Below are 24,610 nucleotides of genomic sequence, written 5' to 3'. Positions count from 1 at the left end.
AAAACTCGTTTTGCTCGTATGTTCGGGCGCTCGCTGCACGACTGTTCGTGCGTTCAAGCGCGCCTTTTCAGTTCGACGCACGGTAAAGCCCGTGCGCATCGATGTAGGCCAGGACCGCGTCAGGCACCAGGAAACGTACCGACTTCCCGCTGGCCAGCAGTTGACGGATCTGGGTGGCAGACACCGCAAGCGGGGTCTGCCAGACGAATGCAATATTCCCGTTTGGCCCGGTCAGGGCCAAGGGGTCACTTACCGACCGCGCGGCCAGCAGGTTGCGCAAGGCATCCGGCGGTTCGCTGTCGGCATCCGGGCGTTGCAAAACCAGGATGTGGCAGTGCTGGAGGAGTTCCTCCCAGCGATGCCAAGAGGGCAGGCCGCAAAATGCGTCCCAGCCCAAAAGCAGAAACAACTGGTCATCCGCGGCCAACTCGGCGCGCATCAGCTCCAGGGTGTCGACAGTGTAGGACGGTTTATCGCGCTTGAGCTCACGATCGTCCACCACCAGCGGCGGTATGCCCTCTACGGCCAGGCGTACCATTTCCAGGCGCTGCTGCGGCGACACCTGCGGGGTATCGCGATGGGGCGGCCGGAAATTAGGGATCAGGCGCAGCTCATCCAACGCCAAGGCATCCGCGACTTCCAGGGCACTGCGCAAATGGCCGATGTGCACGGGGTCGAAGGTACCGCCGAGCAGCCCGATGCGTTTAGCCATCAAGTGCGCACATGACCGTCGCCGAACACCACGTACTTCTCGCTGGTCAGGCCTTCCAGGCCAACCGGGCCGCGTGCGTGGAGCTTGTCGGTGGAGATGCCGATCTCCGCCCCCAGGCCATACTCGAAGCCGTCGGCAAAGCGCGTCGAGGCGTTGATCATCACCGAAGCGGAATCCACTTCTGTGAGGAAACGCCGGGCGTCGCTGAAATGCTCGGAAACAATGGCGTCGGTGTGCTTGGAGCCGTACTTGTTGATGTGTTCGATGGCCTGGTCCAGGTCGTCGACGATGCGGATCGACAGGATCGGCGCCGTGTACTCGGTGTACCAATCCTCTTCGGTGGCTTCGATCACGTCCGCGCCCAACAGGACACGGGTGCGTTCGCAACCGCGCAGTTCCACACCCTTGTCACGGTAGATGGCAGCCAACGGCGGCAGCACGCGCTCGGCAATGCCGACGTGCACCAGCAGGGTTTCCATGGTGTTGCACGGCGCGTAGCGGTGGGTCTTGGCGTTGTCGGCGATGCGGATCGCCTTGTCGATGTCGGCGGCGATGTCGATGTACACGTGGCAGACGCCGTCCAGGTGCTTGATTACGGGCACCTTGGCATCGCGGCTGACGCGCTCGATCAGGCTCTTGCCACCGCGCGGTACGATCACGTCGACGAATTCCGGCAGGGTGATCAGCGCGCCGACAGCGGCACGGTCGGTGGTTTCGACCACTTGCACCACGTCGGCCGGCAACTCGGCCACGGCCAGGCCCTGCTGGATGCAGGCGGCAATGGCGCGGTTGGAATTGATCGCCTCGGAACCGCCACGCAGGATGGTGGCGTTACCCGACTTGAGGCACAGGCTCGCGGCGTCGATGGTCACGTTCGGGCGCGACTCATAGATGATGCCGATCACGCCCAGGGGCACGCGCATCTTGCCGACCTGGATACCGGACGGCAGGTAACGCATATCGCGGATTTCACCGATGGGGTCAGGCAGCTTGGCCACCTGACGCAAACCTTCGATCATGTCGTCGATGCGTGCCGGGGTCAGCGCCAGGCGGTCCAGCAGGGCGGGCTCGAGGCCATTGGCGCGGCCGTTGGCCAGGTCCAGTTCGTTGGCGGCAGTCAGCTCGGAGCGCGAAGCGTCCAGAGCATCGGCGGCGGCCAGCAGGGCACGGTTCTTCTGCGCGGTGCTCGCACGGGCGATCAACCGCGAGGCCTGACGGGCAGCGCGACCCAGGCGGGTCATGTAGTCAAGAACGGACTCAGTCATGGTCAGGGAGTCTTGGCAAAGAGGAAAGCGGCAGATTATAGCTGTGACGCCGCCCGACTGACAGCGGTGAGGGGCGGAAGGTCGAAATGAACTGTAAAAACCTGGGGTTCAGCCGTAATTAAGGTGGGAGTTGTTATTATTCCGTCACATTTAGCCGTATTAACCCTAGACCACCATGCCCAGTTCGTCGCCCCAACTCCCAGCCAGCGCCCTGCCCGACAGCTTCTTCGACCGTGATGCGCAAATACTCGCGCGAGATTTGCTCGGAAAAGTCATACGCCATCGTGTCGGCGATATCTGGCTTTCGGCACGAATTATTGAAACCGAAGCCTATTACGTGGCAGAAAAAGGCAGCCACGCCTCACTTGGCTACACAGAAAAGCGTAAGGCTTTGTTTCTGGATGGTGGGCATATCTATATGTACTACGCCCGTGGCGGGGATTCGCTGAACTTCAGCGCTCAGGGGCCGGGCAATGCCGTGCTGATCAAATCGGCCTATCCATGGGTCGATGAAACCTCCGGGCCCGCCAGCCTGGCGCAGATGCTACTGAACAACCCGAATGCCGATGGCAGCCCGCGCGCGTCGCAAAAGCTGTGTGCCGGCCAGACGTTGCTGTGCAAGGCGCTGGGCCTGAAGGTGCCGATGTGGGATGCCAAGCGCTTTGATCAAGAATTGCTCTATGTGGAAGACGTCGGCCAGACACCGACGCACATCATCCAGACCACCCGATTGGGCATCCCCAGCGGCCGTGACGAGCACTTGATGTACCGCTTCGTCGATGCTGGCTATGCGCCCTATTGCACGCGGAACCCACTGCGCCGGGGCCAGGTCGAAGGCCGCGACTACTTTTTGATTTGAATCTGTGGCGTTGGAGTGAAGATTTATGGGCCAGTGGCTCGATAGCATTACCGGCTGGCTGACCCTCAACCCGCAATGGCTGGCGGCGGCGGTGTTTATCGTCGCGTGCGTGGAATGCCTGGCCATTGCCGGACTGATCGTGCCGGGCACGGTGTTGCTGTTTGCCATTGCGGCACTGGCTGGCAGCGGCGCCTTGTCCCTGAGTGAAACCCTGCTGATGGGGTTCCTGGGAGGCTTGTTGGGCGACGGGGTTTCCTACTTCCTGGGGCGACACTTCCATCAGAACATCCGCCGCCTGCCAGGCCTGCGTCACCACCCGCAATGGATGAACGGCGCGGAAACCTACTTCCACAAATACGGCATCGCCAGCCTGCTGGTGGGCCGCTTCATCGGGCCATTGCGGCCGATGCTGCCGATGGTCGCCGGGATGTGCGACATGCCGTTCCCGCGTTTCGCCCTGGTCAGCCTGCTGGCAGCAGCGGGTTGGTCGGTCGCCTACCTGCTGCCGGGCTGGGCGACCGGCGCTGCATTCCGCTTGCCATTGCCGGAAGGGTTCTGGCCTGAGGCGGGGGTTGTTACAGCCTGCCTGGCGGTCATGCTGGGGCTGAGTCTGAACACCAGCGTGCGCGGCCATCGTCGCGCGACCTTGTGGATAGGTTGCGCCAGCCTGACGTTGTTGATCGCCCTGTTTATCGGCTATACCCACCTGGACGACTTCGACCACGGCCTGAGTGCGCTGGTGCAGGAGCATCGCAGCCCCTGGCTGGACCAGACCATGGTGATGGTGACCCAGTTGGGCGAGTTCAAGAAAATGTTCTTCGCCAGCGCCGTATTCACGGGTCTGCTGCTACTGGCGCGGCAATGGCGTCATGCCATGTTTGTCGGTGCAACTCTGGCCGGGGCGGCGGTGATCAATACCGGGACCAAACTGTTTTTCGCCCGCGGCCGCCCGGAAATCCTCACCGACCCATTGACCAGCTTCAGCATGCCCAGCGGCCACGCCTCTGGTGCGTTTGCGTTTTTTCTGGCGTTGGCGGTGCTGGCCGGTCGCGGACAACCCACGCGCCTGCGCCTGACCTGGATGCTGCTGGGCTGTATTCCTGCGGCCTTCATCGCGCTGTCACGGGTCTACCTCGGCGCCCATTGGCCCACCGACATCCTGGCTGGCACGCTGCTGGCAATGACCGTCTGTGCATTCAGCCTCACCGTCTGCCAGTACCGCAGCCCATTGCCGCCGATGCCGCAGAAGGCCTGGTGGCTGGTATTACCCGCCGTGGTGGCGGTGCTCGGTTTCATTGCCTTTACCGGCACCCCCCACGCGCTGCTCAGGTACGCCTACTGATCCTGGGCCGGGCCGAGCCAATCAACTGGCGCGGCGCGGCGTTCAATACACCGCTCGCGTCGCTCCAGCAACATCTCATCAGCTATTTCCGCGGCGCGTTCAGCGATGTATTCCGGACCGCGCTTGGCGTCCAACCGCAGCAATTGCGCGGCAATACTGCCAAAAAAAGCGTCCCAGGCTGCCTGCTCCGATTGCACTAGCCGAATCATGTTCATCCCCGATCATTGTTGAGTGATCGGCGACTATTTCAGCCCACGCACCGGGAGCAACGAAGAAACATCTGAAAGTGGTGCAGGACTGATCCGAAACTCAGGTGAACAACTCACCCTGAAGTTCATCGAGCAGCATCTGGATCGCATCCAGCCGCTGCTGCGGGTCGTCGAGTTGCAGCAGGTCGATCTTGTCGGCCTCGGTGAACGGCAACAGATAAGCCAGTTGATTGCCCAAGGCTTGCTGGCCATCGGCATGGGTGCCCATGTCCAGCGACGCGACCATCGGATGTTCGGCCAGGGCCTGGAGCAAAGCCAGCAGGTCGGCATCCTCTTCTTCCAGCGCCTGGTCCGGCAGTTCTTCCAGCCATTGCACCTCGGCTACCAGCAACTGGTCCTTCTGCACCCCGGCGTCACGCACGCGGAAGCGCCGCCCGCCTTCGACGCGAATCCCCAGCAGGCCGTTGTCCTGCTGCTTGAAGTCGCGAATCAACGCTTCGCAGCCGATCAGCGCATAGCCATCCGGGGCCATGCCCACCTCCTTGCCATCGAGGATGCACACCACGCCGAAGCTTTCGCCCTTTTTCATGCAGCGGCTGATCATGTCCAGGTAGCGCGCCTCGAACAGTTGCAGGTCGAGGGTGCAGCCAGGGAACAGCACGGTATTGAGGGGGAACAGCGCCAGACTCATAAAGGCTTCCTTAAACCCGGTTTAAACAATCACTGACACGGCCAGCGGCAGGAATACCGCTGTGGCTACGCCCATCAGACTCATGGCCAGCGCCGCAAAGGCGCCACACTCTTCGCTTTCCTGCAGGGCCACCGAGGTGCCGACGGCGTGGGCAGTCATGCCCAGCGCCATGCCACGCGCCTCGGGACTGTACACCCCAAGACGCGAGAGTAACGCCGGGCCAACCATTGCGCCCACCACCCCGGTGATCAGCACAAACACTGCCGCCAAGGCTGCCACACCGCCGATCTGCTCGGCCACCAGCATGGCAATCGGCGATGTCACCGACTTCGGTGCCATGGTCATCAACATCCTGTGTTCGGCGCCGAACCCCCAACCCAGCAGTACGCACAGGCCGGTGGCCAGCACGCCGCCTATCACCAGCGTAGTAAAAATCGGCCAGAACAATTGGCGAATCCGCCGCAGGTTCAGATAGAGCGGCACCGCCAGGGCCACCGTCGCCGGGCCCAGCAGGATCCCCATGATCTCCGTGCTCTTGCGGTACTCGGCGTAGCTCAGGCCGCACGTGAGCAACACGCCGATCACCAGCAGCATGGAGACCAGCACCGGTTGCAGGAAAATCCAGCGGGTTTTCTCAAAACCCGCCAGCACCAGCTGATAGGCGCCCAGGGTGATACCGATACCGAACAGCGGGTGATGAATCACAGCCGTCCACGCGCCGTGCCAGTCGAAGATCATTGATCCTTCTCCTTGCGCTTGACCATGCGTTCCATCAACAACCCGACAAAGCCCATGGCGATCACCAGCGACAACACCAGTGCACCGACGATGGCCCAGAAATCAGCGGCAATATCCTTGGCATACACCATCACCCCCACCGCCGGCGGTACCAGCAGCAACGGCAAGTAGCGTAACAAGCTACTGGCCGCCAGGCTCAGGGGCTCGCCGACTTCGCCACGCCAGATCAGGAAACCGAGCATCAACAACAGGCCGATGATCGGCCCCGGCAGTACCGGCACCAGCAAATGATTGATCGCCGTGCCGATCAATTGAAACAGCACCAGCCATGTCAGACCGCGTAACAGCATCCGTTCTCTCCCCCTCAAGACCCGCCCGCATTATAAGCATGCCCGCCCTATGCCCCGGCATTCGCCAAAAGCATGGTGGGTTGACCAGGCTGGATGCCCATGATGATCTACATTGGTTCTTTGTAACCCCAAAAAACAGAACCGATGAACCAAGGAGAGACGCAATGCCCTATGTACCCGTAGCGCAGCTCAAAGACTATGTCGGCAAGGAACTGGGACGTTCCGAATGGCTCACCATCGACCAGGCGCGCATCAACCTGTTCGCCGAAGCCACCGGCGATCATCAGTTCATCCACGTCGACCCGGTCAAGGCCGCGCAAACCCCGTTCGGCAGCACCATCGCCCACGGTTTCCTGTCGCTGTCACTGATGCCCAAGCTGATGGAAGACATCCTGATCGTGCCCGAAGGCCTGAAGATGGCGGTCAACTACGGCCTGGACAGCGTGCGTTTCATCCAGCCGGTGAAGGTCAATTCCAAGGTGCGCCTGAACGTGACCCTCACCGATGTTACCGAGAAAAAGCCCGGCCAGTGGTTGCTCAAGGCCACCGCCACCCTGGAAATCGATGGCCAGGAAAAACCCGCTTACGTTGCCGAGTCGTTGTCGCTCTACTTCGTGTAAGCCCATCCCTGTGGCGAGCCACTGAAACTCGCCACAGGGTATGTAAATTTATGTATGAAACTCGCAGCTGCGGCATACTCGGCGCTCAAATATCCGGATCCCGCTATGCGCCCACTCGCCCCCCTTGCCCTTGCCCTGTTGCTCACCGCTTGCGGAGACGGCGAATCGCTGTTGCCGCCCGATGCGCGCCTGCCCGATGGCGGCCGTTACCGGGGCGATGTGGTCAATGGCTTGCTGCAAGGCCAGGGGCGCGTGGATTACCCCAACGGCAGTTGGTACGCCGGGCAGTTCGACAAAGGCCAGTGGCACGGCCAGGGCGAATGGCATGGCAGCAACGGCGAAATCTATAAAGGCCAGTTCCAGCAAGGCCTGTTCGACGGCCAGGGCAGCCTGACCACAGCCGGCAGCCACTATGTGGGCGGGTTCAAGAACGGTCGGCGCAACGGCGAAGGCACCCTCAAAGAAGGGCAGATGACCTATCGCGGCGAATTCAAGGACGACCAGTATTCCGGCCTCGGCCGCCTGGAACTGGCCGACGGCAGCCAGTATCAGGGCCAGTTCGCCCACGGCAAGCCGAACGGCGAAGGCCAGCGCAATGACGACAGCGGCAACCAGTTCAGTGGCCACTTCGTCGACGGCCAGTTGGAGGGCAACGGTACCTTCAACAGCGCGGACGGCGACATCTATGTCGGCCAGTTCAAACAGAACCAACTCAACGGCAAGGGCCGTTATGAAAACGCCGATGGCGACGTGTGGATCGGCCAGTTCAAGGAAGGCGCACTCAGCGGCAAGGGCGAGTTGATCGGCGTCGACGGCAGCCACTACGTCGGCCAGTTCAGCGATTGGCGCTTTACCGGCGAAGGCCGCCTGAACCTGACCGACGGCAGCTTCTACATTGGTGGCTTCGACAGCGACAACTATCAAGGCCGCGGCACCCTGGTACTCACCGACGGCACCGTACAGGCCGGCACGTGGGTCAACGGCATGCGCGTGCGTGATGCCGACGGCAAGCTGTTGCCCGATCCGCTGGAAATCGGCGTACTGGCCCAGGGTCGCCTGTTGGACGCCGCCCTCGCCGCCGTGCCCGTCTCTACCCCGGCCGTGGAGCTGTACACCTTGGCCGTGGCCGGCGACGGCAAACAGAGCGTGTTCCTGCGCGAAGCCGATTACGTCAGCAATATGCTCGCCACCCGCTTCGGCGCACGTGGGCAGATCCGCCTGGTCAACCACCGCGACCATATCGCCGACCGGCCACTGGCCACCCGCGAAAGCCTGCGCCGTGCCGTGCAAACCCTGGCCGAGCGCACCGGCCCGGAAGACCTGGTGTTTATCTACCTGACCAGCCACGGCACCCACGAACACGAGCTGGTGCTGGACCAACCACGCATGGAACTGGCCGATCTGCCCGCCGATGAGCTGGCCGCCGTGCTCGCGCCGCTGAAAAACCGCGACAAGATCGTCGTGATTTCAGCTTGCTACTCCGGCGGCTTCATCCCCGTGCTCAAAGACGAGCGCACCCTGATCATGACCGCCTCGCGCGCCGACCGCGTGTCCTTCGGTTGTTCCGAAGAAGCCGACTTCACCTACTTCGGCGACGCCCTCTTCGCCCAAGCCTTCAACCAGACCGACGATTTGCAGCAAGCCTTCAAGCTGGCGCAGTTGCATGTGAGCGAACGCGAACAGGCAGACAACTACGAAGCGTCCGAACCGCAGATCTGGGCCCCCAAAGGCGTGATCGCCCATTGGCAATTATTACGCAAGCAGCAGGCACGAAAGGCGCTGGAAAGCGTCTCAATGAATAGCAAGGAAGCCAAAGGCAACTAAGCTGTAACGTGTAACAAGGGGGAAACACCATGTACCTGACACCTCAGCATATCCTGCTCGCCGGCGCCTCAGGCCTCACCGGCGAACACCTGCTCGATCGCCTGCTCAACGAACCCACCGTGACCCGTGTACTTGCACCCACCCGCAAACCGCTGGCCGAGCACCCGCACCTGGAAAACCCGGTGGGCGACCCAGCGGTGTTCCTGCCGCAACTGAGCGGCCAGGTGGATATTGCCTTCTGCTGCCTGGGCACCACCATCAAGAAAGCCGGTTCGGAAGAGGCTTTTCGTGCCGTCGACCTGGATATGGTCGTAGCCTTTGCCAAGCGCGCGCGGGAGATGGGCGCGCGGCACCTGATCGTGATCAGTGCAATTGGCGCCGATCCGAAATCCTCGGTGTTCTACAACCGGGTCAAAGGGGAAATGGAACAGGCGCTCAAGGCCCAGGACTGGCCGCAGTTGACCATCGTGCGGCCTTCGTTGCTGTTGGGGGAACGGCTGGAGCCCCGTTTGGCCGAGCAACTGGCAGGGCCGCTGTCACGGTTGATTCCCGGGAAATACCACGGCATTGAAGTCTGCGAACTGGCACGGGCCATGTGGCGCCTGGCGCTGGAAGAGCAGGACGGGGTGCGGGTGGTGGAGTCGGACGAACTGCGCAAGCTCGGTAAATAAAGCCGAAAACAAAGCAAAATGTGGGAGGGCCTTGCCCCCTCCCACATTGGTTTTGTGATGCGTTTAAAATCCGGGCTAGAGCCCGCCAGTCGAGTTAAACCCTACCCCCAGCACCGTCAACACTGACAGCGGCAATAACAGCGTGTCGAGCAACGCGCTGGCTGGCAGGTCGACGCCGGGATAGCTGGGCGCCTCGGCACCGAACCGGTCCTTGGCGCAGCAACCTCCGTTCATTGCATACAAATCCAACCGCGTGCCGGCATACACCACCGGCGCGCCGGGCTGCGCGGCGTCCAGGGTACGTGCGGTGGCGCAGCCGGCCAGTTGCAGCGCCAGTATCACCAACAGTGCCTTATTCATCGCTGCTCAAATGATGTTCGCCCCAACGCGGCAGCATGTCCTGAGGGATATTCAACAGGTTGAGAATGCGCGCCACCACGAAATCCACCAGGTCATCGATGGTCTGCGGCTGGTGATAGAAGCCGGGCGACGCTGGCAGGATAGTCCCCCCCAGGTTCGACAGCTTGAGCATGTGTTCCAGATGAATGCTCGAGTACGGCGCCTCACGCGGCACCAGGATCAACTGGCGGCGCTCCTTCAGCGTCACGTCGGCGGCGCGTTCAATCAGGTTGTTGCAAGCGCCCGTGGCAATCGCCGACAACGTCCCCGTGGAGCACGGCACCACCACCATTGCCGCCGGCGCGCCAGAACCCGATGCCACCGGCGACATCCAGTCTTCCTTGCCATAGACCTTGATCTGCCCCGCCGCCGCACCGGTGTACTCGGTGAGAAAGGCTTGCATCATCTGCACCTTGGGGGGCAGCGCGACATCAGTCTCGGTGGCCATCACCAACTGCGCGGCCTTGGAGATCAGGAAGTGCACCTCACGATCCTCACGCACCAGGCAATCCAGCAGGCGCAAGCCATACGGCGCGCCGGATGCGCCGGTCATCGCCAGGGTGACGCGTTCCGGGCCACTCATTTCAGCGCCTCGGCCAGTTTGCCGTGCAAGCCGCCGAAGCCGCCGTTGCTCATGACCACCACATGGGCGCCAGGCTTGGCCTCGTGCTTGACGAACTCAATGATGCCCTCGATGGAATCACAGACTTTCGACGGCACCGTGCACTGCGCCGCAATCGCCGGCAGGTCCCAGCCAAGATTGGCCGGTGCGTACCACACCGCCTGGTCGGCATCGTTAACGCTTTCCGGCAGGCCGTCGCGGTGGGCGCCGAGCTTCATGGAGTTGGAGCGCGGCTCGACGATCGCGATTACCTGGGCATCACCGACACGCTTGCGCAGGCCGTCCAGCGTGGTAGCAATCGCAGTCGGGTGGTGGGCAAAGTCGTCGTAGATGGTAATCCCGTTCACCTCGGCGACTTTCTCCATGCGTCGCTTCACACTCTTGAATGCACTCAGCGCCGCGATGCCCATGGACGGCACCACGCCCACATGGCGCGCGGCGGCCAGGGTGACCAGGGCGTTGGCAACGTTGTGCTGGCCGGTCATGTCCCAATCGACAATGCCTTGGGCTTGACCCTCGAACAGCACTTCAAACCTGGAACCGTCTTCACTGAGCAACTTGACCTGCCATTGCCCACCCGCCCCGGTGGTTTGCACTGGGGTCCAGCAACCCATCTCGATCACACGCTGCAAAGCTGGCTCGGTGGTCGGGTGGATGACCAGGCCTTCGCTGGGAATGGTGCGCACCAAATGGTGGAACTGTCGCTCGATGGCCGCCAAATCTGGAAAGATATCGGCGTGATCGAACTCGAGGTTGTTGAGGATCGCCGTGCGCGGACGGTAGTGGACGAACTTGGAGCGCTTGTCGAAAAAGGCGCTGTCGTATTCGTCGGCTTCAATCACGAAGAAAGGCGTATCGCCCAGACGCGCGGAGACCGAGAAGTTCTGTGGCACGCCGCCGATCAGGAAGCCCGGGCTCATGCCCGCGTGCTCCAGCACCCAGGCCAGCATGCTGCTGGTGGTGGTCTTGCCATGGGTGCCGGCAACGGCCAAGACCCAGCGACCTTGCAGCACATGGTCGGCCAGCCATTGCGGGCCGGACACGTAAGGCAAACCTTTGTTGAGTACGTATTCGACAGCAGGATTGCCACGGGACATGGCATTGCCGATCACCACCAGGTCCGGCACCGGGTCGAATTGCGCCGGGTCGTAACCCTGGGTCAACTCAATACCCTGAGCCTCCAGTTGCGTGCTCATGGGCGGGTAAACATTGGCATCGGAGCCCGTTACATGATGGCCCAGCTCTTTGGCCAGAACCGCCATCGAACCCATGAAAGTGCCGCAGATACCAAGAATATGAATGTGCATAGTCGACCTCGTAAACATCGAGGCAGGTTAGCGCAGGGGGGCGAAAATCGCACTCTTTAGCTGTAGGACCGATCTATGGAGCAGCCCGTGCAATGCCGTGCCGGCGCAGCTTTCTATACAGCGTGTTACGGCTGACACCCAACTGCTCCGCCGTGTGGGTCATGTGCCAGCGTTGTTGCTCCAGGGCCGTGAGCAGGGCGAGTCGTTCGGCGTCCCCCAGGGGCGACTCTGCAAGCCTGGCCTCGGCGACCGGCTGTGGCCGAGCCTGGCGGATCAACGCTGGCAAATCCTCAAGACCGACCCGCCCGTCGTCACACAGCGCTGCCAGCGTACGCAACACCGTGCGCAGTTGCCGGACGTTGCCCGGCCAGGGGTAGGTCAGCAGCGCCGAGCGCGCTGCCGGGTCGAGTTGTACGCTCTGCCCACCCGCCTCCTGCGCCAGCAGGAAATCCAGCAACTGAGGCTTATCGCTGCGCTCACGCAACGCTGGCAAACCGACTTCCAGGCCGTTGAGCCGGTAGTACAAGTCTTCCCGAAAACTTCCGTCCTGCACGCGCTCCAGCAAATTCCGGTGAGTCGCGCTGATAATTCTGACATCAACCGCCTGGGGCTCACCGCCGATGGGCACCACCATGCGGTCCTCCAGCACCCTTAACAGGCGCGTCTGCAGCGCCAACGGCATATCGCCGATTTCATCGAGGAACAGCGTGCCGCCGTCGGCCTGTTGCAACTTGCCCTGCATGCCGTCCTTGCGCGCGCCGGTAAAGCTGCCGCCGCGATAGCCGAACAGTTCGCTTTCGATCAGACTTTCCGGGATGGCGGCACAGTTGAGGGCAACGAAAGCCTTGTCGGCGCGCGGGCTGGCGTGATGCACCGCCTTGGCGAAGGCCTCTTTGCCGGAGCCGGTTTCGCCGTTGATCAGCAAGGGCACATCACGCTCGAATACCCGCAGCGCTTTCCGGAAGTCACTCTGCAGTGTCGGGTCGCCCAGGCAGATACCGGCCAGGCGCACGGCCTCAGGCTTGACGATGGGCGCAGGCACACTGCGCGATTGACCGCGCAAAGCCGCGAACAAGTGCCGGCCATCCCGCGTGCGCAATGGCCAACTGGCGGTGGCATTGGCACTGGCGCGACCGAGCAGTTGGTCCAGGGAACACTCGAAAAACGCCTCCACCGGTTGCCCCATCAAGCCACCCCGAACCTGCCCCAGCAGGTTGAGTGCGCTCTGGTTGACGGCACAAATCCGGCCCTCGCCGTCAAACGCCAGCAGCCCTTCACTGAACAGGCCCACCGACTCGGCCTGCAGATGAAAGCGCAGCAGCCAATGGTTTTCGAAGTGACGCAGGAAGTAGCAACTCTCGATCATCTTCGCCGACAGGTTGACCAGCGCCATGGTGTGGAATTGGCTCTGGCGCGACACCTCCTCACGGGCCGACGACACGTCCAGCACCGCCAGCAGGTCGCCATGGGGGTCGAATACCGGGCTCGCCGAACAGGTCAGTCCAGTGTGGCGCCCACGAAAATGTTCGTCGCGATGAATGGTCAACGACTGGCGTTCCACCAGGCAGGTGCCGATGCCGTTGGTGCCCTCGCACGCTTCGCTCCAATCCGCACCGAGCCACAACCCGGCGCGTTCGAAAATCTTGCGCTCGGACGGCGCCGTGACACAGTTGAGGATCACCCCACGCGCATCGGTCAGCAGCACCGCATGGCCAGCGCCCGACAGCTGCTGGTGCAGGCTGTTCATCTCGCTGCCAGCGATATGCAGCACCTGTTGCAGGCGCTCACGGCTTTCCAGCAGGCGGCCATGCTCAAGCACAGTGGGGGCAATGGTTTGCGCAGGGTCGAGGTGGTAGTCCTCCAGGCAGCGCAGCCAGGAACGGGCGATGGACGGGTCGCTGGACGGATCGCGCCCGCGCGCCACGGTGAGGACTTGCTGGGCATGGCGACTGAAATGATCGTTATGCATGTTCTTATTATTCTCCCTGCGTGAGAGCAACCAGCATCCCCCAGGCACCCAGCCAATGCAATCCCGGACCGACCCGCCGGTCACAGCGTGTACCGTTTATGGCACAAACTGTCACAGCGCCTGTACCACCCGTGTCACAGCAACGCTTTGCAACAAACCCCAACCCCTTGATTTCCCTGGCCTGCGAAGCAGTGGCCCAACCTTTGCTCTACGCTTTATCAAGCGCTTGCGCGCTGCACTCCAATAAACATAAAAGCCAGGAGATACCCACCATGCGTTACGCACACCCCGGTACTGAAGGCGCGATCGTTTCGTTCAAGGCCAAGTACGGCAACTACATTGGTGGCGAATTCGTTGCCCCGGTCGATGGCAACTATTTCACCAACACCTCGCCGGTCAACGGCAAGCCTATCGCCGAATTCCCGCGCTCCACTGCCAAAGACATCGACAAGGCGCTGGACGCCGCCCACGCTGCCGCTGACGCATGGGGCAAGACCTCGGCCCAGGACCGCTCGCTGGTGCTGCTGAAAATCGCCGACCGCATCGAACAGAACCTCGAACTGCTGGCCATCACCGAAACCTGGGACAACGGCAAGGCCGTGCGTGAAACCCTCAACGCCGACATCCCGCTGGCGGCGGACCACTTCCGCTACTTCGCAGGCTGCATCCGCGCCCAGGAAGGCACCAGCGCCGAGATCAACGAACACACCGCGTCCTACCACTTCCACGAGCCGCTGGGCGTGGTCGGCCAGATCATCCCGTGGAACTTCCCGCTGCTGATGGCCGCCTGGAAACTCGCTCCGGCCCTGGCCGCCGGCAACTGCGTGGTACTCAAGCCCGCCGAGCAAACGCCGCTGGGCATCAACGTGCTAATGGAAGTGATCGGCGACCTGCTGCCACCGGGCGTGCTGAACGTGGTGCACGGTTTCGGCCGCGAAGCCGGCGAAGCCCTGGCCACCAGCAAGCGTATCGCCAAGATCGCCTTCACGGGCTCCACGCCGGTGGGCTCGCACATCATGCACGCGGCGGCCGAGAACATTATCCCGTCCACTGTTGAGCTGGGCGGCAAGTCGCCGAACATCTTCTTCGCCGACATCATGAAAGCCGAACCGTCGTTTATCGAGAAAGCCGCTGAAGGCTTGGTGCTGGCGTTCTTTAACCAGGGCGAAGTGTGCACCTGCCCATCCCGTGCGCTGGTGGAAGAGTCGATCTACGACGAGTTCATGAAAGTAGTGATGAAGAAAGTCGAGCAGATCAAACGCGGCGACCCGCTGGACACCGACACCATGGTCGGCGCCCAGGCGTCCGAGCAGCAGTTCGACAAGATCCTGTCCTACCTGGAAATTGCCAAGGGCGAAGGCGCGCAACTGCTGACCGGCGGCAAGGTCGAGCAGCTCACTGGCGACATGGCCGGCGGCTATTACATCCAGCCGACCCTGCTCAAGGGCACCAATGAAATGCGCGTGTTCCAGGAGGAAATCTTCGGCCCGGTGGTGAGCATCACCACCTTCAAGGACGAAGCCGAAGCCCTGGCGATTGCCAACGACACCGAGTTCGGCCTGGGCGCCGGCGTGTGGACCCGCGACATCAACCGCGCCTACCGCATGGGCCGTGCGATTAAAGCTGGCCGCGTGTGGACCAACTGCTACCACCTGTACCCGGCGCACGCCGCGTTTGGCGGTTACAAGAAGTCCGGCGTGGGCCGTGAGACGCACAAGATGATGTTGGATCACTACCAGCAGACCAAGAACTTGCTGGTGAGCTACGACATTAATCCGCTGGGCTTCTTCTAACTAACCCCTCCCCTCCCACAGTTGAAATGTACTCAAATGTGGGAGGGGTTTGCCCTCTCCCAGACTTAGCTCTCCACAAGTACTTGCGAATTGCATTCGGCACACAGAGGCCGAGTTAAAAACAATAACAATGAAAGGTACTTCTTCATGCCTAGCGAACCGACTGGATCTTCTGTCGACTTCGAAAAAGTCGACTCCCAATACTTCCAACAACGCGAACTTAAAAAAGGTGCCGCCGGCTGGGTGCTGCTAGTCGGCCTTGGCGTTGCCTACGTCATCTCCGGCGACTACGCCGGCTGGAACTTCGGCCTGGCCCAGGGTGGCTGGGGCGGTATGTTCCTCGCCACATTGCTGATGGCCACCATGTACCTGTGCATGTGCTTTTCCCTGGCCGAACTGTCTTCCATGATCCCCACCGCCGGCGGTGGCTACGGCTTTGCCCGCAGTGCCTTCGGGCCTTGGGGCGGGTTCCTGACGGGCACCGCCATCCTGATCGAATACGCCATCGCCCCCGCCGCCATCGCGGTGTTTATCGGTGCCTATTGCGAGTCGCTGTTCGGTATCGGCGGCTGGATGATCTACCTGGCGTTCTACATCATCTTTATCGGCATCCATATCTTCGGCGTCGGTGAAGCCTTGAAGCTGATGTTCGTGATCACCGCCATCGCCGCGATTGCACTGGGCGTGTTCCTGGTGTCGATGGTGCCGCACTTCAATGTCGCCAACTTGCTGGATATCCCGGTAAGCGAAGCCAAGGGCGCCAGCAACTTCCTGCCATTCGGCTATGTCGGCGTGTGGGCGGCGATCCCCTATGCGATCTGGTTTTTCCTTGCCGTAGAAGGCGTGCCGCTCGCCGCCGAAGAAACCAAGAACCCCAAGCGCGACCTGCCCCGGGGCTTGATCGGCGCCATTGTGGTGCTGACCAGTTTTGCCCTGTTGATCCTGGTGATCGCACCGGGCGGCGCGGGCACCTACGCGCTGATCAAATCCGGTAACCCGCTGGTGGAAGCGCTGGCGCTGTCCTATGGCGGTTCGACCTGGATGGGCAGCTTCGTCAACCTGGTCGGTCTGGCCGGCTTGATCGCGAGCTTTTTCTCGATTATCTACGCCTATTCACGGCAGATCTTTGCCTTGTCCCGTGCCGGCTACCTGCCGCGCAAACTGTCCCAGACCAACAAGAGCAAGGCACCGGTACTGGCCCTGGTGATCCCCGGCATTATCGGTTTCGGCCTGTCGCTGACCGGCCAGGGGGATTTGCTGATTCTGGTGGCGGTGTTTGGCGCGACCATTTCCTACGTGCTGATGATGGCCGCGCACATCACCCTACGCATCCGTCGCCCCAAAATGGACCGTCCTTATCGCACGCCGGGCGGCATCTTCACGTCCGGTGTAGCCCTGGTACTGGCCTGCGTGGCCGTCGTTGCGGGCTTTTTGGTGGATCCACGGGTGGTGATTGGCGCCGCAATCATCTATGGAGTATTAATTGCTTACTTTGCTTTCTACAGCCGGCATCACTTGGTAGCAGGCACGCCCGAAGAAGAATTCGCCGCGATCCAGGCCGCAGAGGCCGCCTTGCACTAACTGCCGTAAACCTCGACGCGGGTTCCTCTCCTGCCCGCGTCGTCAAGGAGACACTGTATGGCAAGCTTTTCCCACGCGGTGGGTGCACAGACCTACCGCTTCGACAGCCTCAAGGACGTGATGGCCAAGGCCAGCCCCGCGCGTTCCGGGGACTTTCTCGCCGGCGTCGCCGCGCAGAACGATGGTGAGCGGGTGGCGGCGCAAATGGCGCTGGCCAATATCCCGCTGAAACACTTCCTCGAAGAAGCGCTGATCCCCTATGAAAGCGATGAAGTCACCCGGCTGATCATCGACACCCACGACAAGCAGGCTTTCGCCGTGGTCAGCCACCTGACCGTCGGCGGCCTGCGCGACTGGCTGCTGAGCGACGCCGCCGATGAACAATCCCTACGCGCATTGGCGCCGGGGCTGACACCGGAAATGGCAGCGGCTGTGTCGAAGATCATGCGCGTGCAGGACCTGGTGCTGGTAGCGCAGAAGATCCGGGTGGTCACTCAGTTTCGCGGCACCATGGGCCTGCGGGGGCGCCTGTCGACCCGCCTGCAACCTAACCACCCGACCGACGAGCCGGCAGGCATCGCTGCGAGCATTCTCGACGGCCTGCTCTACGGTAACGGCGACGCCATGATCGGCATCAACCCGGCCACCGACAGCATCGCCTCGATCTGCGCCATGCTGGAGATGCTCGACGCCATCATCCAACGCTACGAAATCCCCACCCAGGCCTGCGTGCTGACCCACGTCACCACCTCCATCGAAGCCATCAACCGCGGCGTGCCGCTGGACCTGGTGTTCCAGTCGATTGCCGGCACCGAAGCGGCCAATGCCAGTTTCGGCATCAGCCTGAGCGTGCTGCAGGAAGGTTACGAGGCGGGCTTGAGCCTGAACCGGGGCACCTTGGGCCAGAACCTGATGTATTTCGAAACCGGCCAGGGCAGTGCCTTGTCGGCCAACGCGCATTTTGGCGTCGACCAGCAAACCTGCGAAACCCGCGCCTATGCGGTGGCCCGGCATTTCAAGCCGTTCCTGGTGAATACCGTGGTCGGTTTTATCGGCCCCGAGTACCTGTACAACGGCAAGCAGATCATTCGCGCGGGCCTTGAAGACCACTTCTGCGGCAAGCTGCTCGGCGTGCCCATGGGGTGCGACATCTGCTACACCAACCATGCCGAAGCCGACCAGGACGACATGGACACCCTGCTGACCCTGCTGGGCGTCGCCGGGATTAACTTCATCATGGGTATCCCCGGCTCCGACGACATCATGCTCAACTACCAGACCACCTCGTTCCACGACGCCTTGTACGCTCGCCAAACATTGGGTTTAAAGCCGGCGCCGGAGTTTGAACAGTGGCTGGCCAAAATGGGCATCTTTACGCAAGCCGACGGCAAGGTGCGCTTCGGCAACAGCCTGCCACCGGCGTTTCGCCACGCCTTGGCGCAATTGGGATGAAGGAGCCGCCTGTGCAACTCGACCTGCCTGAAAACCCGTGGCTGGAACTGCGCCGCCTGACCCCGGCGCGGATTGCGCTGGGCCGCACCGGCACCAGCATTCCCACCAACGCACAGCTTGATTTTCAGTTCGCCCACGCCCAGGCGCGGGACGCGGTGCACCTGCCCTTTGACCATGCCGGCCTGAGCAGTCAGTTAGCCGAACGTGGGCGTGACAGTCTGTTGCTGCACAGTGCCGCAACCGACCGGCATAGCTACCTGCAACGTCCGGATTTGGGGCGGCGCTTGAGTGATGAATCGGCCCAGAGCCTGCGGGATTACGCGGCTGCGCATCCGGGCGGCATGGACCTGGCGGTCGTGGTGGCTGATGGTTTGTCGGCGCTGGCGGTGCATAAACATACGTTGCCGTTTCTTACGCGCATGGAAGAACAGACCCACGCCGAAGGGTGGTCCTTGTCGCCGGTGATCCTGGTGGAACAGGGCCGCGTGGCGGTGGCCGACGAAATCGGGCAACTGCTCGGCGCCAAGATGGTGGTGATCCTCATCGGTGAACGGCCGGGGCTCAGTTCGCCGGACAGTTTGGGGCTGTATTTCACCTACAACCCCAAGGTCGGCCTCACCGATGCCTATCGCAACTGCATCTCCAATGTACGCCTGGAAGGCTTGAGCTATGGCATGGCGGCCCATCGCCTGCTGTACTTGATGCGAGAGGCGTGTCGCCGGCAGCTGTCGGGGGTCAACCTGAAGGACGAGGCCCAGCTTCAGACGATCGAATCCGACGACCCGGATCTGATGAAGGGCAATTTCCTGCTCAGCCCACCCACCGACTGATCCCGGCACGATTGCGCTTTTTCGCGTCTTTAGGCAGCATCAAGTCACGGCCGCTCGTGTGGTCATACCCCATTTGGAAGTTGAGGCCTGGCATGCGGATTACTCAAGCGACCCTGGAACACCTGGACCTGTTGACCCCATTGTTCGTCAAGTACCGCGAGTTCTATGGGGCCCTGCCCTTTCCGGATTCGTCACGGGCCTTCCTGGAAAAGCGCCTGCGCCGCAAGGAGTCGGTGATCTACCTGGCCCTGGCCGATGACGATGACAAACGCGTGCTCGGGTTTTGCCAGCTTTACCCGAGCTTTTCCTCGCTGTCGCTTAAACGTGTGTGGATCCTCAACGACATCTATGTGGCCGAAGACGCGCGCCGACAACTGGTGGCGGACAATTTGATACGCACAGCAAAGAAGATGGCCAAGGAGACCCATGCGGTCCGGCTGCGGGTGTCGACCAGCAGTAATAACCAAGTGGCGCAAAAGACGTACGAGTCAATCGGGTTTCGGGAAGACACCGAGTTCAAGAACTACACGTTGCCGATCAGCGAAGACTGATTCCCTTACACGTAGACACCCTGTGGGAGGGGGCTGCCCCCGATAGCGGCTTTTCAGTCAGACTATTTATAACTGACACGGCCTCATCGGTAGCAAGCCCCTCGCACAGCGGGTTATGTGGCGCCCAGCGCACCGTGTACTGCGACATCCCCCGCTACAAAACCAACACGCTTTTCACCTCTCAATCCGTATAATGCGGACCTTTCAGGGTTGTAAGAAACACTACATACACGTGTAGCCTTATTACCCGAGCTTCCGCACAGGCCTGCCGAGTCGGGCCGTTCACACAGGTGCCATCCATGGATTTCAACCCGCTCGACCTTATCCTGCATCTCGACGTGTACCTCGACATGCTGGTAACCAACTATGGTCCGTGGATATACGCCATTCTGTTCCTGGTCATCTTTTGCGAAACCGGCTTGGTGGTCATGCCGTTCCTGCCAGGGGATTCGCTGCTGTTTATCGCCGGCGCCGTCGCTGCGGGCGGCGGCATGGACCCGGTCTTGTTGGGCGGGCTGTTGATGTTGGCGGCGATTCTCGGCGACAGTACCAATTATGTGATCGGGCGAACGGCGGGAGAACGCCTGTTCAGCAACCCGAACTCGAAAATCTTCCGCCGCGACTACCTGCAAAAGACCCACGATTTCTACGACAAGCACGGCGGCAAAACCGTGACCCTGGCGCGCTTCCTGCCGATCCTGCGGACCTTTGCGCCGTTCGTTGCCGGTATCGCAAAAATGCCTTACCCACGCTTCTTCGGCTTCAGCGTGCTGGGCACCATCCTCTGGGTCGGCGGCCTGGTGACCCTGGGCTACTTCTTCGGCAACGTGCCATTTATCAAGAAAAACCTCTCGCTGCTGGTGGTGTTCATCATCCTGCTGTCGCTGGTGCCGATGATCATCGGCGTGTTCCGCAGCCGCTTTGGCCGCCCGTCTTCAGAAGCCAAGTCGCAGTAACCCGGCATGTGGTCCCTCAGCGCCTGGCGTCGCCGGCGCCTGCTGGCCAAGCACCCGATTGCCGATGACACCTGGCAGCGGGTGCGCCACCACCTGACCTTCCTCGACGGCATCAGCGCCGAGCAGGACCAGTGGCTGCGCGAAGCCTGCGTGGTGTTCCTCGCCGAAAAACACCTCACCGCCCTGCCCGGCGTCGAGCTGCACCAGGAACAACGCCTGCTGCTCGCCGCCCAGGCGCAATTGCCGCTGATGAACCTGGGTGACCTCGACTGGTACCAGGGTTTCCATGAAATCGTGCTGTACCCCGACGACTTCCTCAGCCCCCAGCGCCATCGCGACAGCAGCGGCATCGAACACGAGTGGGACGGCGAACACAGTGGCGAAGCCTGGCAGCAAGGCCCGGTGATCCTCGCCTGGCCGGGCGTACTGGCCAGCGGTCAGTGGGAAGGCTACAACCTGGTGATCCACGAACTGGCCCACAAGCTCGACATGCTCAACGGCGACGCCAACGGCCTGCCGCCGCTGCACCACGACATGCGCGTGCAGGAATGGGCCAGCGTGATGCAGAGCGCTTATGACGATCTCAATCGCCAACTGGACGCCAACCCCGACGCCGAGACGGAGATAGACCCCTACGCGGCGGAAAACCCGGCGGAGTTCTTTGCGGTCACCAGCGAATATTTTTTCAGCGCCCCGGATTTACTCGTCAACCGTTATCCACAGGTGTACGCCCAACTCAGCCGCTTTTACCGCCAGGATCCCTTGGCCCGCCTGACCCAACTGCAAGCGCACGACCCGCGTTATCAGCCACAAGGCGAATGACCGTACGACGTCTGGCGCATGGCATCGCCGTCAGAATATGCCTATAATCGCCGCCACTTTTAGGCCAATCCGGCCATGTCATATGGCCAACTACGGGGGCAACGCCCAATGAGCTACAGCAAGATTCCGGCTGGCAAAGACCTGCCGAACGACATCTACGTCGCCATCGAGATTCCGGCCAACCACGCGCCGATCAAATACGAAATCGACAAAGACAGCGACTGCCTGTTCGTTGACCGTTTCATGGCCACCCCGATGTTCTACCCGGCCAACTACGGTTTTATCCCTAACACCCTGGCCGACGACGGTGACCCCCTCGACGTGCTGGTCGTAACCCCTTACCCGGTTACCCCAGGCTCGGTCATCCGCGCTCGCCCAGTCGGCATCCTGAACATGACCGACGACGGCGGCGGTGATGCCAAAGTGATCGCAGTGCCACACGACAAGCTGTCCCAGCTGTACGTGGACGTGAAGGAATACACCGACCTGCCGCCACTGCTGCTGGAACAGATCAAGCACTTCTTCGAGAACTACAAAGACCTCGAAAAAGGCAAATGGGTGAAGATCGACGGTTGGGGCAACGCAGACGCCGCCCGCGCCGAGATCATGAAGTCGGTCGCAGCCTACAAAGGCTGATACCCGCTACTCATTGCCTCGGCAATTGAAAAAGCCCCGATTATTCGGGGCTTTTTTTGTGGGAAAAATTAAACGACAAGTTCAATGCTTTATAAGCTTAGTTTAACCACCGCTCAAATCCGAAGTAACAAGCTACAACTAAGCAAAAACCTACAGGCCTAACTCAACGCATGGTTTATTTGATGTGTTTTCTCGGCCAGTAAACTCTGCGTTTATGAATACATCAGGTGATCGCTTAAAAGCGCTATTAAGGGAAGTTCATCTTTCCGCCTCCGACTTCGCCAAAAACCGTGGTGTCACGCCTCAACACGTGAACAACTGGTTCAAACGCGGTGTACCCATGGGCCGACTCAACGAGATCGCGGAACTGCTGTGTATCTCCAGCCGTTGGCTACGCACCGGCGAAGGCCCCAAACACCCACCGGCCAACTTCCTGCTGGAAGGCCCGAGCATCAGGAAAGGACTCCCCACCCGCGAAGAAAGTGGCAAATACCTCACAGGCCCCGCCTGCAGCCCGGAAAAAATCGACGTGGAGATCCCCCTCCACCCCACCTTCACCTCAACCGAACGCATCCGCGTCTCCCTGCACACCCTCGAAACCCTCAACGTCAACCCCGACCGCGCGCTGGGCGCCTACATGGTCGACAACAGCATGATCGACATCATCCAACAAGGCGCCACCCTCGCCATCGACAAAGGCCGCACCCAAATCATCGACGGCGAAATCTACGCCGTCGAACACGATGGAATGCTACGCATCAAATACCTCTACAACCGCCCAGGGGGTGGTTTGCGCATGCGCAGCCACAACGCCGGCGAACACCCGGATGAATACCTGACGCACGAGCAACGGTTCGAACAGAACTTCCAGATCGTGGGGTGGGTGTTCTGGTGGTCCACCCTCAACAACCGCCGCCCACCCGTGCCGCTGGATGAGCATCTTTTGGGCTGGGAAGGCTCTAAATCGGAACCGGAGGTGGGCAACTGAGGTGAATGTGGGTATCATGCGCCGCACATTTGGCAGGGGGTTGCGTTGCGCTATCCACCCTGCTCGGCGATGCGGAGGATTTCCCGCGGATGCCCCTACTATTCAGCCCGACGCAATGTGGGCTGAGCGATTTGAAGGCTGCTGAGGTTTGTCAAAAACAAGCTGAGGCGGTCACAGAGAAGCCGGCCACAAGCCGGCTTTTTAATGTCTTTAATTCCCGATCAGTATGAACGGCTAAATCAGCCTGGCTTACGCCTGCCTCCATTCTCCAGACCGTAATCGGCCCCTCAAAAACCGAGTTCAAACTCAGACCGCAAAAAACTCACACCCAGAGAGAATTCTCTTACAATCCCTGTCTAGCTTTCCAAATCCTTTTACGGATGCGATAACCATCGGCGATCAAGAGGCGAGCCTGTGAGCAAAGTAGGGAGCACATCCGAGCAGCTGGTAAACGTTGAAAATCTTTCGGCTTCATTGCAGCGCTTTGCTGATGATCGTGACTGGCGACAATTCCACTCTCCGAAAAACCTTCTCCTAGCATTGACGGGAGAAGTGGGCGAACTCTGCGAAATTTTCCAGTGGATGAGTGAAGCCGACTCAGTGGACGCTGCAAAGCGCCCTGAAACAGCCCAAGCCGTAAAAGACGAACTCGCAGACGTTCTCATGTATCTGGTCCGCTTGGCTAGCGTGTTGGACGTCGACCTCAACGAAGCCACCCAAAGCAAACTCGCACTTAACGGTTTGAAGTACCCAGTCGATAAAGCCAAAAGCACCAGCAAAAAGTACGACCAACTCTGATATCCCACGCGCTAAGGACTTCTCGTGATCGTTTACGCTGCGACCAAACAGCAATTCCTCAAAGACAACGATAACGACGACATCGAAGAGGTCATTCTCAGGCACTACAAAGAAGCCACAGGAAAGCGAGTTGGCGCGTCGGAAATTAAATCCTGGCAAGGCTCGTTGACGTACATGGCGAAGGTGCTTCGAGACGAGGAACTACCAAATGACGCCGGATTGGCCATTGAACTGCACATCCCGCAATCCTCGAAACGTATCGATTTTTTGATGACTGGCAGGGACGCAAAGCAGGGTAAAAACGCTGTCCTGATTGAGTTAAAGCAGTGGAGTAAATCAACAGCTACCACCAAAGATGCAATAGTCAAAACCGCCTTGGGTGGCGGCATAGTGGAAACCATCCATCCTTCCTACCAAGTTTGGTCGTACGCCGCATTGCTGGAAGGCTTCAACGAGGCTGTCTATGACAAAAGCATTGAGGTTCGTCCCTGCGCCTATCTGAATCGCCCCGGGTTTCGTAGACACCTCCATGCCTTAAAATGAGGCCAATCAGGAGGTGCCATGAGCAACCCGCGTTATCCCGAAGAATTCAAAATCCAAGCAGTCAATCAAGTGACCGAAAAGA

The 24,610-nt window shown here is 60.8% G+C and carries 25 protein-coding genes and 1 pseudogene; 16 read left to right on the top strand and 10 right to left on the bottom strand.

Going from position 1 to position 24,610, the window contains the following annotated elements:
- Nucleotides 1–67: 67 nt before the first annotated feature.
- Both nadD and HCF10_RS23845 read right to left on the bottom strand, forming a co-directional pair.
- A complete protein-coding gene (nadD, locus tag HCF10_RS23850; RefSeq protein WP_065910068.1) occupies nt 68–712 on the bottom strand; it encodes a nicotinate-nucleotide adenylyltransferase in 645 nt (214 codons plus the stop codon).
- Nucleotides 712–1,977 carry a glutamate-5-semialdehyde dehydrogenase gene (locus HCF10_RS23845; RefSeq protein WP_167656548.1) on the bottom strand — a complete coding sequence of 422 codons (1,266 nt, stop codon included), beginning with the start codon at nt 1,975–1,977 and terminating at the stop codon, nt 712–714. Before HCF10_RS23845 ends, nadD begins: the two co-directional genes overlap by 1 nt.
- A gap of 175 nt (nt 1,978–2,152) precedes the next feature.
- Here HCF10_RS23845 and HCF10_RS23840 point away from each other — a divergent pair, with 175 nt between their 5' ends.
- Both HCF10_RS23840 and HCF10_RS23835 read left to right on the top strand, forming a co-directional pair.
- On the top strand, nt 2,153–2,836 hold the full coding sequence (locus tag HCF10_RS23840; protein ID WP_131700093.1) for a DNA-3-methyladenine glycosylase: 684 nt from the start codon (nt 2,153–2,155) through the stop codon (nt 2,834–2,836).
- Nucleotides 2,837–2,861: 25 nt separating this feature from the next.
- A complete protein-coding gene (locus HCF10_RS23835) occupies nt 2,862–4,178 on the top strand; it encodes a bifunctional DedA family/phosphatase PAP2 family protein (protein WP_167656547.1) in 1,317 nt (438 codons plus the stop codon).
- On the opposite strand, the gene HCF10_RS23830 is transcribed toward HCF10_RS23835, so the two are convergent.
- The 4 genes from HCF10_RS23830 to HCF10_RS23815 all read right to left on the bottom strand — a co-directional run bounded on the left by HCF10_RS23830 (nt 4,172) and on the right by HCF10_RS23815 (nt 6,166).
- Nucleotides 4,172–4,387 (bottom strand): hypothetical protein, encoded by a 216-nt coding sequence (locus tag HCF10_RS23830; RefSeq protein WP_131700091.1) that lies wholly within the window; start codon nt 4,385–4,387, stop codon nt 4,172–4,174. The two genes, HCF10_RS23835 and HCF10_RS23830, sit on opposite strands and share 7 nt — an antisense overlap.
- A gap of 100 nt (nt 4,388–4,487) precedes the next feature.
- Nucleotides 4,488–5,078 carry an LON peptidase substrate-binding domain-containing protein gene (locus tag HCF10_RS23825; protein WP_145336742.1) on the bottom strand — a complete coding sequence of 197 codons (591 nt, stop codon included), beginning with the start codon at nt 5,076–5,078 and terminating at the stop codon, nt 4,488–4,490.
- A 21-nt stretch (nt 5,079–5,099) separates the two neighbouring features.
- Nucleotides 5,100–5,816: an LrgB family protein gene (locus tag HCF10_RS23820; protein ID WP_131700089.1), complete on the bottom strand. Its 717-nt coding sequence runs from the start codon at nt 5,814–5,816 to the stop codon at nt 5,100–5,102.
- Complete coding sequence (locus HCF10_RS23815) at nt 5,813–6,166, bottom strand: CidA/LrgA family protein (protein ID WP_131700088.1); 354 nt, start codon at nt 6,164–6,166, stop codon at nt 5,813–5,815. The genes HCF10_RS23820 and HCF10_RS23815 overlap by 4 nt, the downstream gene beginning before the upstream one ends.
- A gap of 164 nt (nt 6,167–6,330) precedes the next feature.
- Between HCF10_RS23815 and HCF10_RS23810 the strand changes: the two genes are divergently transcribed.
- From HCF10_RS23810 to HCF10_RS23800, 3 genes are all read left to right on the top strand, one after another.
- A complete protein-coding gene (locus HCF10_RS23810; protein ID WP_027605226.1) occupies nt 6,331–6,786 on the top strand; it encodes a MaoC family dehydratase in 456 nt (151 codons plus the stop codon).
- Between the two features lie 105 nt (nt 6,787–6,891).
- Nucleotides 6,892–8,610: a C13 family peptidase gene (locus tag HCF10_RS23805; RefSeq protein WP_167656546.1), complete on the top strand. Its 1,719-nt coding sequence runs from the start codon at nt 6,892–6,894 to the stop codon at nt 8,608–8,610.
- Nucleotides 8,611–8,639: 29 nt separating this feature from the next.
- On the top strand, nt 8,640–9,281 hold the full coding sequence (locus tag HCF10_RS23800; protein ID WP_145336745.1) for an oxidoreductase: 642 nt from the start codon (nt 8,640–8,642) through the stop codon (nt 9,279–9,281).
- A 75-nt stretch (nt 9,282–9,356) separates the two neighbouring features.
- On the opposite strand, the gene HCF10_RS23795 is transcribed toward HCF10_RS23800, so the two are convergent.
- The 4 genes from HCF10_RS23795 to HCF10_RS23780 all read right to left on the bottom strand — a co-directional run bounded on the left by HCF10_RS23795 (nt 9,357) and on the right by HCF10_RS23780 (nt 13,578).
- Nucleotides 9,357–9,641, bottom strand: a complete 285-nt coding sequence (locus HCF10_RS23795; RefSeq protein ID WP_167656545.1) for a YceK/YidQ family lipoprotein — start codon at nt 9,639–9,641, stop codon at nt 9,357–9,359.
- Nucleotides 9,634–10,263: a flavin prenyltransferase UbiX gene (gene ubiX / locus HCF10_RS23790; RefSeq protein ID WP_167656544.1), complete on the bottom strand. Its 630-nt coding sequence runs from the start codon at nt 10,261–10,263 to the stop codon at nt 9,634–9,636. The genes HCF10_RS23795 and ubiX overlap by 8 nt, the downstream gene beginning before the upstream one ends.
- Nucleotides 10,260–11,609 (bottom strand): UDP-N-acetylmuramate:L-alanyl-gamma-D-glutamyl-meso-diaminopimelate ligase, encoded by a 1,350-nt coding sequence (mpl, locus tag HCF10_RS23785; protein ID WP_167656543.1) that lies wholly within the window; start codon nt 11,607–11,609, stop codon nt 10,260–10,262. Before mpl ends, ubiX begins: the two co-directional genes overlap by 4 nt.
- Nucleotides 11,610–11,682: 73 nt before the next feature.
- Complete coding sequence (locus HCF10_RS23780) at nt 11,683–13,578, bottom strand: sigma-54-dependent Fis family transcriptional regulator (protein WP_167656542.1); 1,896 nt, start codon at nt 13,576–13,578, stop codon at nt 11,683–11,685.
- A gap of 272 nt (nt 13,579–13,850) precedes the next feature.
- On the opposite strand from HCF10_RS23780, the gene exaC reads away from it, so the two are divergent.
- From exaC to HCF10_RS23725, 11 genes and pseudogenes are all read left to right on the top strand, one after another.
- A complete protein-coding gene (exaC, locus tag HCF10_RS23775) occupies nt 13,851–15,371 on the top strand; it encodes an acetaldehyde dehydrogenase ExaC (RefSeq protein WP_131700082.1) in 1,521 nt (506 codons plus the stop codon).
- Nucleotides 15,372–15,518: 147 nt separating this feature from the next.
- Nucleotides 15,519–16,952 (top strand): ethanolamine permease, encoded by a 1,434-nt coding sequence (eat, locus tag HCF10_RS23770; protein ID WP_167656541.1) that lies wholly within the window; start codon nt 15,519–15,521, stop codon nt 16,950–16,952.
- Between the two features lie 57 nt (nt 16,953–17,009).
- Nucleotides 17,010–18,404 (top strand): ethanolamine ammonia-lyase subunit EutB, encoded by a 1,395-nt coding sequence (locus tag HCF10_RS23765; protein ID WP_131700081.1) that lies wholly within the window; start codon nt 17,010–17,012, stop codon nt 18,402–18,404.
- Nucleotides 18,401–19,234, top strand: a complete 834-nt coding sequence (gene eutC / locus HCF10_RS23760) for an ethanolamine ammonia-lyase subunit EutC (protein WP_053138150.1) — start codon at nt 18,401–18,403, stop codon at nt 19,232–19,234. Before HCF10_RS23765 ends, eutC begins: the two co-directional genes overlap by 4 nt.
- Before the next feature lie 92 nt (nt 19,235–19,326).
- Nucleotides 19,327–19,785: a GNAT family N-acetyltransferase gene (locus tag HCF10_RS23755; protein ID WP_131700080.1), complete on the top strand. Its 459-nt coding sequence runs from the start codon at nt 19,327–19,329 to the stop codon at nt 19,783–19,785.
- 299 nt (nt 19,786–20,084) lie between these two features.
- The gene (locus HCF10_RS23750) at nt 20,085–20,741 is read left to right on the top strand and encodes a DedA family protein (RefSeq protein ID WP_167656540.1); all 657 of its coding nucleotides are present in this window, start codon (nt 20,085–20,087) and stop codon (nt 20,739–20,741) included.
- Between the two features lie 6 nt (nt 20,742–20,747).
- The gene (locus HCF10_RS23745) at nt 20,748–21,563 is read left to right on the top strand and encodes a zinc-dependent peptidase (protein ID WP_131700078.1); all 816 of its coding nucleotides are present in this window, start codon (nt 20,748–20,750) and stop codon (nt 21,561–21,563) included.
- A 108-nt stretch (nt 21,564–21,671) separates the two neighbouring features.
- Entirely contained in the window at nt 21,672–22,199 is a 528-nt protein-coding gene (gene ppa / locus HCF10_RS23740) for an inorganic diphosphatase (RefSeq protein WP_003176323.1), read from the top strand.
- A 214-nt stretch (nt 22,200–22,413) separates the two neighbouring features.
- Nucleotides 22,414–23,187: a LexA family transcriptional regulator gene (locus HCF10_RS23735; RefSeq protein ID WP_131700077.1), complete on the top strand. Its 774-nt coding sequence runs from the start codon at nt 22,414–22,416 to the stop codon at nt 23,185–23,187.
- A 414-nt stretch (nt 23,188–23,601) separates the two neighbouring features.
- Entirely contained in the window at nt 23,602–23,985 is a 384-nt protein-coding gene (locus HCF10_RS23730; protein WP_167656539.1) for a MazG-like family protein, read from the top strand.
- Nucleotides 23,986–24,009: 24 nt separating this feature from the next.
- Nucleotides 24,010–24,489: pseudogene (locus HCF10_RS23725) on the top strand (ATP-binding protein); the annotation flags it as partial.
- Nucleotides 24,490–24,610 lie beyond the last annotated feature (121 nt).

It is taken from the genome of Pseudomonas sp. B14(2022) (genome assembly GCF_012030485.1).
Classification (GTDB): Bacteria; Pseudomonadota; Gammaproteobacteria; order Pseudomonadales; family Pseudomonadaceae; genus Aquipseudomonas.
Note: the sequence above shows the minus strand (reverse complement) of the source record. Positions and strands in the feature narration are given on the sequence as shown.

Excerpts from the sequence above, each read along its gene's own strand:
- nadD (WP_065910068.1), bottom strand. The coding sequence starts at position 712 with ATGGCTAAACGCATCGGGCTGCTCGGCGGTACCTTCGACCCCGTGCAC.
- HCF10_RS23845 (WP_167656548.1), bottom strand. The coding sequence starts at position 1,977 with ATGACTGAGTCCGTTCTTGACTACATGACCCGCCTGGGTCGCGCTGCC.
- HCF10_RS23840 (WP_131700093.1), top strand. The coding sequence starts at position 2,153 with ATGCCCAGTTCGTCGCCCCAACTCCCAGCCAGCGCCCTGCCCGACAGC.
- HCF10_RS23835 (WP_167656547.1), top strand. The coding sequence starts at position 2,862 with ATGGGCCAGTGGCTCGATAGCATTACCGGCTGGCTGACCCTCAACCCG.
- HCF10_RS23830 (WP_131700091.1), bottom strand. The coding sequence starts at position 4,387 with ATGATTCGGCTAGTGCAATCGGAGCAGGCAGCCTGGGACGCTTTTTTT.
- HCF10_RS23825 (WP_145336742.1), bottom strand. The coding sequence starts at position 5,078 with ATGAGTCTGGCGCTGTTCCCCCTCAATACCGTGCTGTTCCCTGGCTGC.
- HCF10_RS23820 (WP_131700089.1), bottom strand. The coding sequence starts at position 5,816 with ATGATCTTCGACTGGCACGGCGCGTGGACGGCTGTGATTCATCACCCG.
- HCF10_RS23815 (WP_131700088.1), bottom strand. The coding sequence starts at position 6,166 with ATGCTGTTACGCGGTCTGACATGGCTGGTGCTGTTTCAATTGATCGGC.
- HCF10_RS23810 (WP_027605226.1), top strand. The coding sequence starts at position 6,331 with ATGCCCTATGTACCCGTAGCGCAGCTCAAAGACTATGTCGGCAAGGAA.
- HCF10_RS23805 (WP_167656546.1), top strand. The coding sequence starts at position 6,892 with ATGCGCCCACTCGCCCCCCTTGCCCTTGCCCTGTTGCTCACCGCTTGC.
- HCF10_RS23800 (WP_145336745.1), top strand. The coding sequence starts at position 8,640 with ATGTACCTGACACCTCAGCATATCCTGCTCGCCGGCGCCTCAGGCCTC.
- HCF10_RS23795 (WP_167656545.1), bottom strand. The coding sequence starts at position 9,641 with ATGAATAAGGCACTGTTGGTGATACTGGCGCTGCAACTGGCCGGCTGC.
- ubiX (WP_167656544.1), bottom strand. The coding sequence starts at position 10,263 with ATGAGTGGCCCGGAACGCGTCACCCTGGCGATGACCGGCGCATCCGGC.
- mpl (WP_167656543.1), bottom strand. The coding sequence starts at position 11,609 with ATGCACATTCATATTCTTGGTATCTGCGGCACTTTCATGGGTTCGATG.
- HCF10_RS23780 (WP_167656542.1), bottom strand. The coding sequence starts at position 13,578 with ATGCATAACGATCATTTCAGTCGCCATGCCCAGCAAGTCCTCACCGTG.
- exaC (WP_131700082.1), top strand. The coding sequence starts at position 13,851 with ATGCGTTACGCACACCCCGGTACTGAAGGCGCGATCGTTTCGTTCAAG.
- eat (WP_167656541.1), top strand. The coding sequence starts at position 15,519 with ATGCCTAGCGAACCGACTGGATCTTCTGTCGACTTCGAAAAAGTCGAC.
- HCF10_RS23765 (WP_131700081.1), top strand. The coding sequence starts at position 17,010 with ATGGCAAGCTTTTCCCACGCGGTGGGTGCACAGACCTACCGCTTCGAC.
- eutC (WP_053138150.1), top strand. The coding sequence starts at position 18,401 with ATGAAGGAGCCGCCTGTGCAACTCGACCTGCCTGAAAACCCGTGGCTG.
- HCF10_RS23755 (WP_131700080.1), top strand. The coding sequence starts at position 19,327 with ATGCGGATTACTCAAGCGACCCTGGAACACCTGGACCTGTTGACCCCA.
- HCF10_RS23750 (WP_167656540.1), top strand. The coding sequence starts at position 20,085 with ATGGATTTCAACCCGCTCGACCTTATCCTGCATCTCGACGTGTACCTC.
- HCF10_RS23745 (WP_131700078.1), top strand. The coding sequence starts at position 20,748 with ATGTGGTCCCTCAGCGCCTGGCGTCGCCGGCGCCTGCTGGCCAAGCAC.
- ppa (WP_003176323.1), top strand. The coding sequence starts at position 21,672 with ATGAGCTACAGCAAGATTCCGGCTGGCAAAGACCTGCCGAACGACATC.
- HCF10_RS23735 (WP_131700077.1), top strand. The coding sequence starts at position 22,414 with ATGAATACATCAGGTGATCGCTTAAAAGCGCTATTAAGGGAAGTTCAT.